Origin of the sequence: uncultured Jatrophihabitans sp. (assembly GCF_964246335.1) — a bacterium.
GTDB lineage: Bacteria > Actinomycetota > Actinomycetes > Mycobacteriales > Jatrophihabitantaceae > Jatrophihabitans.
Window position 1 is genome coordinate 1 of the sequence record NZ_CAXTQF010000102.1, and the last position, 7,263, is coordinate 7,263.

Annotated in this window: 6 protein-coding genes; 4 read left to right on the top strand and 2 right to left on the bottom strand. The window is 68.9% G+C overall.

The features are described 5' to 3' along the window. Positions 1-192: 192 nt before the first annotated feature. Together ACFFCN_RS17985 and ACFFCN_RS17990 are read left to right on the top strand one after the other, a co-directional pair. Positions 193-1,143, top strand: a complete 951-nt coding sequence (locus ACFFCN_RS17985; RefSeq protein WP_375493899.1) for an alpha/beta hydrolase — start codon at positions 193-195, stop codon at positions 1,141-1,143. After that, on the top strand, positions 1,140-1,691 hold the full coding sequence (locus tag ACFFCN_RS17990) for a hypothetical protein (protein ID WP_375493901.1): 552 nt from the start codon (positions 1,140-1,142) through the stop codon (positions 1,689-1,691). Before ACFFCN_RS17985 ends, ACFFCN_RS17990 begins: the two co-directional genes overlap by 4 nt. 13 nt (positions 1,692-1,704) lie before the next feature. Here the strand turns inward: ACFFCN_RS17990 and ACFFCN_RS17995 are convergent, their stop codons facing one another. Together ACFFCN_RS17995 and ACFFCN_RS18000 are read right to left on the bottom strand one after the other, a co-directional pair. Next, entirely contained in the window at positions 1,705-3,000 is a 1,296-nt protein-coding gene (locus tag ACFFCN_RS17995) for a DUF1501 domain-containing protein (protein WP_375493903.1), read from the bottom strand. A 15-nt stretch (positions 3,001-3,015) separates the two neighbouring features. Further along, complete coding sequence (locus ACFFCN_RS18000) at positions 3,016-4,488, bottom strand: DUF1800 domain-containing protein (protein ID WP_375493904.1); 1,473 nt, start codon at positions 4,486-4,488, stop codon at positions 3,016-3,018. A 116-nt stretch (positions 4,489-4,604) separates the two neighbouring features. Here ACFFCN_RS18000 and gndA point away from each other — a divergent pair, with 116 nt between their 5' ends. Together gndA and ACFFCN_RS18010 are read left to right on the top strand one after the other, a co-directional pair. Continuing rightward, complete coding sequence (gene gndA, locus ACFFCN_RS18005) at positions 4,605-6,089, top strand: NADP-dependent phosphogluconate dehydrogenase (protein WP_375493905.1); 1,485 nt, start codon at positions 4,605-4,607, stop codon at positions 6,087-6,089. Between the two features lie 13 nt (positions 6,090-6,102). Then, complete coding sequence (locus ACFFCN_RS18010) at positions 6,103-6,498, top strand: NUDIX domain-containing protein (RefSeq protein WP_375493907.1); 396 nt, start codon at positions 6,103-6,105, stop codon at positions 6,496-6,498. The last annotated feature ends 765 nt before the right edge of the window (positions 6,499-7,263 follow it).

Sequence of the window (7,263 nt, forward strand, 5' to 3'; positions counted from 1 at the left end):
CCCTTCCCCCCCCCCCCCCCCCCATTGGGTTTATCACCCCCTGGTTTTGGGCGCCCGGGCCACAATAAGCTGCTGTTTACCACCAAGAGGGGGGAGACGGTGATCAACAGGAGCTGACGGTCGTCCGGGCGACCATTGCCTGCTGTTGATCACCGGGGGTGGGGGCAGGGCGGCCTGTGCTTGGATCGGGCCATGCCGTTGGACCCGAACCTCGCCGGCTTGCTGCAGTTCATCGAGCAGGCCGGTTACCCGCCGGTCGCTAAGAGCACCCCAGAACAGGCTCGGGCCGGGCTGCGCGCGTTGATGGTCGACTTCCGCGATCCCTCGACGTTGCCCGACGTCGGCTCGGTGACGCCCACGACGCTCGGGCAGACCGCGGTGCGGGTTTACCGGCCGGACGCCGCGAGCCATACCGCCACGATCGTGTACTTCCACGGCGGTGGCTTCGTCATCGGCGACCTCGACACGCACGAGGGCGTATGCCGCCTGCTGTGCAAGGACACCGGCGCAGTGGTCGTCAGCGTGGACTACCGCCTCGCGCCCGAGCACCGCTTCCCGGCGGCGCTCGACGACGCCTACGCCGCCACGCAGTTGGTCGCCGCCGACATCGAGAGCTACGGCGGCGACGCCACACGACTCGTCGTCGGCGGCGACAGCGCGGGCGGCAACCTTGCCGCAGTGTGTGCGCAGCTCGCGCATGCCGACGGCATCCACCTCGCAGCGCAGCTGCTCGTCTACCCGGCGGTCGATCTGCTCGGCGAGTACCAGTCGCGTACCGACAATTCGACGGGCTACTTCCTGACGTTGGACGACATGCGTTGGTTTGCCGCGAACTACATGGGGGTGGCGGACGAGAGCGACCCGCGCGCCGTCGCGCTGGCCGGCGACCCGCGGCTGTCCCCGCTGCACGCCGCGAGCCTGGAGGGTCTCGCGCCCGCCGTGGTCGCCACTGCCGAGTTCGACCCGCTGCGCGACGAGGGCGACGCCTACGCTGCGGCGCTGGCCGCCGCGGGCGTGTCGGTGCGGCACCGACGCTTCGACGGCCTCATCCACGGCTTCTACGGCATGGAGCTGATCAGCCCGGCCGTCGCCGAGGCGTCGGCCTGGATCAACGCGCAGCTCAAGGAGCTGATCGGTTCATGACCCAGTACCCGGGATACTCCGAACCACCCCAGGGCGACGGCGCGGATGACCCCAACAATCCCTACCGCTACGGGCTACCGGCCGCACCGCCGGCGTACCCGCAGGCCGCTGCGTCGCGCGGCCCGCGGCCGAAGGAGGTGCTCACGGCGGTCCGGCTGATGTATCTGCGCGCCGTCATCGGCGTCGTGTCGCTGATCGTGCTGTTCGCCACCAAGGACGATCTGACGCGTCAGGTCCGCGACGCGAGCCCCAACCTCACGACGTCCGACGTCGACAACGCGGTGACGATCGGCGTCGTCATCGGTGTCGTCCTGCTGGTGTTGTACATCGTGCTGGCGTTCGTCGTCGGACGAGGACACAACTGGGCGCGCATCGTCACCTGGGTGATCGCCGGCCTCGGGATCCTTGGCTTCCTCGGCACCCTCGCGTCGCCGGAGACCGGGTTCACCCGTCTGCTGGGCGTCGTCACGCTGCTCATCGACATCGCCGTCGTGGTGCTGCTGGCGCTCCGGCCGAGCAACGAGTACTTCGCGGGTCCGCGCTACTAGCGGCCCGCGTGCGTCACGTCGTCGCCAGGCCCAGCGAGCTGTAGGAGTGGCCCGGGAACACGTCGCTCAACGAGCCGACGCCGAGCCGCTTCTGCACCAGCTCGCCCAGCACGTCGAACGGGCTGTTGACGCCCGGCACGTCGCCCTGGTCAAGGGTGCTGTCCGACAGCGACTTCCAGTCACCGCCGACGGTGCTGCTCTTCAGCCCGCCGCCCAGCAGCCACATCACGCTGCCGTGTCCGTGGTCGGTGCCGCCGTCACCGTTCATCGCGACGCGCCGGCCGAACTCGGTCATCACGACCACGGTGACGCGCTTTCGCCGGTCCGGGCCGAGGTCGTCCATGAAGGCCCGTAGCGCGGTGGCGGTTCCGCTCAGGTTGTTGTCCAGGTCGTTGACCTCGTCGGTGTGGGTGTCCCAACCGCCGACGTCGACGGTGGCGACCTGCATGCCCACCTCCGCGCGCAGGATGCGGGCCAGGTCCTTCAGGGCGTCACCGAAGTTGCCGTTCGGGTAGACGACGCCCGTCGCGGCGGTGCTGCGGATCGCGGCCGCCGTCTTGAGCGAGCTCATCGTGGCGGGCACGTCCTCGCCGAGCGGGCCGGCCACACCGCGGTACAGCGACAGCAGCGCGGTCTGCGCGCTCGCCCCGAAGTCGCCGTCCATCGGGAACTTGTAGTTGTCGATGCCGTCGATGGCCAGTGACGAGAGATCGCCGACCAGCGCGGCCGGCGTCGGCGAACCGTCGGTCACCGCGCGGAACGTGCTGCCCGACCCGAGGCTCGGCAGCACGCGCTGCAGCCAGCCGGACGATGCCGTGTCCGAGCCGCCCTTCTCCATGAACTGCTGCGCCTGGAAGTGACTGCGTGAGAAACCCGCCGCGGACACCGCGGGCACGAAGGTCAACTCATTCGTCGACCACAACCCGTCGTAGAGCGGCTTCATCGCCTTGTTCAGCCCGAAGTCGCTCGACAGCTGGATGAGGTCGCCGGCGGCTGGCAGCAGCGCCGGGCGCACTGATTTGAGGTAGTCGTATCCCGCGCCCGACGACGCGGGCACGAGGACGCGCAGGCCGTCCGCCGCCCCGCGCAGGAACACGACGACCAGCGTCTGGTCGGTGCCGCTCGGCGTTGCGGCGTACGCCGCACGCGTCGTCACCAGCTGCGTGCCGAAGGCCGCGACCCCGGCCATGCCGGCACCGGCGAGGAAGCGCCGGCGGGTCCAGCCGCGCTTGCCCCAGGCGTCGTCCTGGGCCTGCAGCTCACCGTTCACCTGCTCGGCGCGGCGGATCAGGATGTCTTCGCTCGTCATGTCGTGGCTCCAGGTTCAGGCGAGGGCGAAGTGCGGCGAGTCGAGGATCAGCGCGGCCAGGCTCGGGCCCATCCAGCGCAGGACGGACTGCGACATCGGCTTGGCTGCGGACTCGCCGAGCGTCGTCTGCAGTGCGCTGGTGTGCGCCGTCGTCCAGGGCTGGTTGGTCAGCCGCTGCGTCAGCTTGCTGACGGCGTCCCCGCTCGTCGTCGGAGCGGTGCCGTACAGGGTGTTGATGTCCGGATGCGTCAGGCCGCCCCACCAGCCGCCGATGATGCCGCCGTGGTATTCCCAGAGGTTGAGCAGTGTGCCGGTCGAACGCCACGACGTGGCAGCGGCCGGGTAGCCGTTCGGCGCCGGCCACTCGAGCGGGCAGTGGCCGAGATCGAGAGTCAACCAGTGCATCGTCGGCAGTGCCTTCGACCAGTCGCTGACGCCGACGTCGAGGATGCGCATCGTCGCCAGCAGGTTCTCCGCAGGGCGGCGGACCTTCTTACCGCGCGAGGCCCAGAACTCGGTCGAGCGCAGGATCGTCGACACCATCGGCAGGATCTGCGTGTTGTTGTCGAGGTAGGCCTTTGCGACCGCGGCGACCAGGTCGGCCGACGGGGTGTCCGACACCAGGCGCACGCACAACTTCTGCGCGAGGTTCTGCGCGGTGTAGCTGTGCCCGGCCAGGTAACGCAGCATGCTGTCGCCCGCTGCCTCGCCGCCGGTGGCCGAGGTGTTGGCGTGCTGGAAGCCGAGGACGGTGATCGCACCCGTCGGGTGCACGTAGTCGTCGTACACGTAGTGGTAATTGCGGTCGGTGGTGCGGCCCGTCAGCATGCGCGCGCAGTTCTTGACGTCGCTCTCGCTGTAGTGCCGACCGACCGTGTGCAGCTCGAGCACCTCGCGCCCGTAGTTCTCGTTGACCGCGTACTTCGTCGAGTCCGCAAGGTTGAGGTAGGTCAGCATCGCCGGATGCTTCGACGCCGCGATGAGCATGTCGGTGAACGACCCCATGGCGTACTTGCGGATCACGTCGCGGTCGTAGCAATGCCGGGTGATCCACATGTCGCCGTTGTGGTTCGGCACGTTCAGGTGGTTGCTGAAGACGTCGACGAGGACCTCGTACAGCTGCGCCGGGCTCCACGCCTGGTGTGCCAGGGTGACGCCCGTCAGGGCGTCCATGGCGCCCCAGCCGTACTGGTTGCCCTGCTCGGCGAGGGCCTGCCGGGTGTCGAACGGCGTCATCGCCAGCAGCGGGTACAGATCGCGGGCCTTCGGCACGCCGGCATATCCCTGGTAGGTGCTGCCGTAGGCGACCTGCTGCTTGTACCAGGCGTCCGGGCCGTTCTTCGCGAGCCAGGATCGGGTGGCCGGCGTCGGCCCGAAGGCGCAGCGCGAGAGGAGCAGGTCGGTCGGGCTCCACGCCAGCGGCGCGACCGCGGTGTGTGGCGTCGCAGCGAGTGCGGCGGCGATCGTCGGGTAGATCCGCACGGACACGGGGCAGGGCCACCTTTCGCCGGACCCCTCCGGCAACGACCCCGCGGTCAAGATAAAGCTGGTGTGAGGCGAGCGTATCCAAATAGCCGGGCCGGCAAACCGGATAACGTGAGAACATGAGCGCCGCCGCCTCCGACACGTCCACCACCGACGCCAAAGACGTCACCGGCACCGCCGACATCGGCGTCACCGGGCTTGCGGTCATGGGCCGCAACCTGGCCCGCAACCTGGCGCGACACGGCCATACCGTCGCCCTGCACAACCGCACCACGGCGCGCACGACGAAGCTCGTGGAGGAGCACGGTGACGAGGGCACGTTCGTGCCGTCCGACTCGCTGGAGAGCTTCGTCGCGTCGCTGTCCAAGCCGCGGGCGATCATCATCATGGTCAAGGCCGGTGAGCCGACCGACGACGTCATCGACGAGCTGACGCCGCTGCTCGAGGACGGCGACATCGTCATCGACTGCGGCAACGCCCACTACGCCGACACCCGCCGGCGCGAGGCCGCCCTGCGCGAGAAGAACCTGAACTTCGTCGGCTGCGGCGTCTCCGGCGGCGAGGAGGGCGCGCTGAACGGGCCGTCGATCATGCCCGGCGGCTCGAAAGAGGCCTACGAGAAGCTCGGGCCCATCTTCGAGTCCATCGCCGCGCAAGTCGACGACACGCCGTGCTGCGTGCACATCGGGCCCGACGGCGCCGGGCACTTCGTCAAAATGGTGCACAACGGCATCGAGTACGCCGACATGCAGCTGATCGCGGAGGCCTACGACCTGCTGCGCCAGGGGCTGGCCGCGTCGCCGTCGGAGATCGCCGACATCTTCCGCACCTGGAACGAGGGCGACCTCGAGTCGTTCCTGATCGAGCTGACCGCCGCCGTGCTGGGCCATACCGACTCAGACACTGGCAAGCCGTACGTCGACATCGTGCTCGACCAGGCCGAGCAGAAGGGCACCGGGCGCTGGACGGTGCAGAGCGCGCTCGATCTCGGCGTGCCGATCACCGGCATCGCGGAGGCGACGTTCGCGCGATCGCTGTCCGGGCACGTGGAGCAGCGCAAGCCGGCGCAGGAGGCGTTCGGCACCGACGTATCCACGGTGGACATCGACGACCGCGACGCGTTCATCGAGGACGTGCGACGCGCGCTCTACGCGTCGAAGGTCGTCGCGTACGCCCAGGGCTTCGACCAGATCAAGGCGGGTTCGCAGGAGTACGACTGGCACGTCGACCCGGGCGCGATGGCGATGATCTGGCGCGGCGGGTGCATCATCCGCGCGCGCTTCCTCAACCGCATCCAGGAGGCGTACCAGGACGACGCCGACCTGCCGTCGCTGCTCGTCGCGCCGTACTTCGCCGACGCCGTGCGCTCCGGCGTCGACTCGTGGCGCCGGGTCGTGTCGCACGCGGCGTTGGCCGGCATCCCGACGCCGGCGTTCTCGTCGTCGCTCGCCTACTACGACGGGCTGCGTCGCGAGCACCTGCCGGCCGCGTTGATCCAGGGATTGCGCGACAACTTCGGCGCGCACACCTACAAGCGTGTCGACCGCGAGGGCACGTTCCACTCCTCCTGGGCGGCGAAGGAGATCGTCGAGTCCGACGCCTAGTCACCCAGCCCAGGTGGCCCCGACGTGGCCGGTATCGATCAAGGGTGTGGTCCTGGCCGATCATCGCATCCTGCTGGCCCGCAACGATCGTGACGAGTGGGAGCTGCCCGGCGGTCGACTCGAGTACGACGAGTCCCCCGAAGAGTGCGTCGTGCGGGAGATCGCCGAGGAGACCGGCTTGCGGGTACGCGCCGGGCCCGTTGTGCGTACCTGGGTGTTCGAGGTCGTGGCCGACCGGCAGGTTCTCGTCGTCGCGTACGGGTGCACGCTGGTGCGCGGCTCGGATCGGATGCGTGTCTCCGGCGAGCACACCGCGGTGGAGTTCGTACCCCTTGCGCAACTCGACCGGTTACCGCTGCCGATCGGCTACCGACTCGCGATCGGCGACTGGGCCGGCAATTACAGCTGAATCTGTTCCGCCGCACAGATCAGCCGGGGACCATTGTTCGTACGCCGCTCGGCAGGAGCGGAGCCGGGAGTAGGTCGCGTCGTTCTGCCCGTCGCTTTGACGCGATCACGCGAGGGGTCGCGCCGCGTCGCGGGGAGAGTTACGCGGCGCACCCTCGCACCCCGATCGGGCGTGGCCGGTATTCGCCCCGTGCACCGGCAACACCTCGCATCCGCACATGAAGTCCGAGGACTACAGCTTGACTTTTCAGCTGACCGCCGACGGCTCACGCATGTCGCTGGCGACATCAACTCCCTGCGTCAAGCCGCTCCACGATCAGACGTGCTCTCCCGGCTGATACCGGTAACGACACGCAACTCAAATGACCGATGGTTTCGGCAACCGATCACGAAGCCCCGGCCAGTTCGTGCCCCGCATCGACGGACTCACGGGAGCGCCCGTCGGCGCGATTTGCGGGTCCCAACCGTCTGGAGCCGGTGGCTATGGCAGCCCACCTATGCGCGAAGACACTGAATGCGGCCGTCGCGCGGAGGCCCGCAAACGATCAACGCAAGCAAGCAAGGCAGCCAGAGCAAGCCCGCACCAGTTGTCGGTGGTCGATTCTAGAATCGAACACATGACGGGGGCGGTGCGGGACTTCAGGTCGGTGGGTCAGGCGCGCCGTCTGCAGGTGTTGGCCGCGATCCGGCGGCGCCGCTGTGAGCTGGACACGGTGGAGATCGACGTGCTGGCCGCGATGGCCGCCGACCCGGACCCCTACCGCGA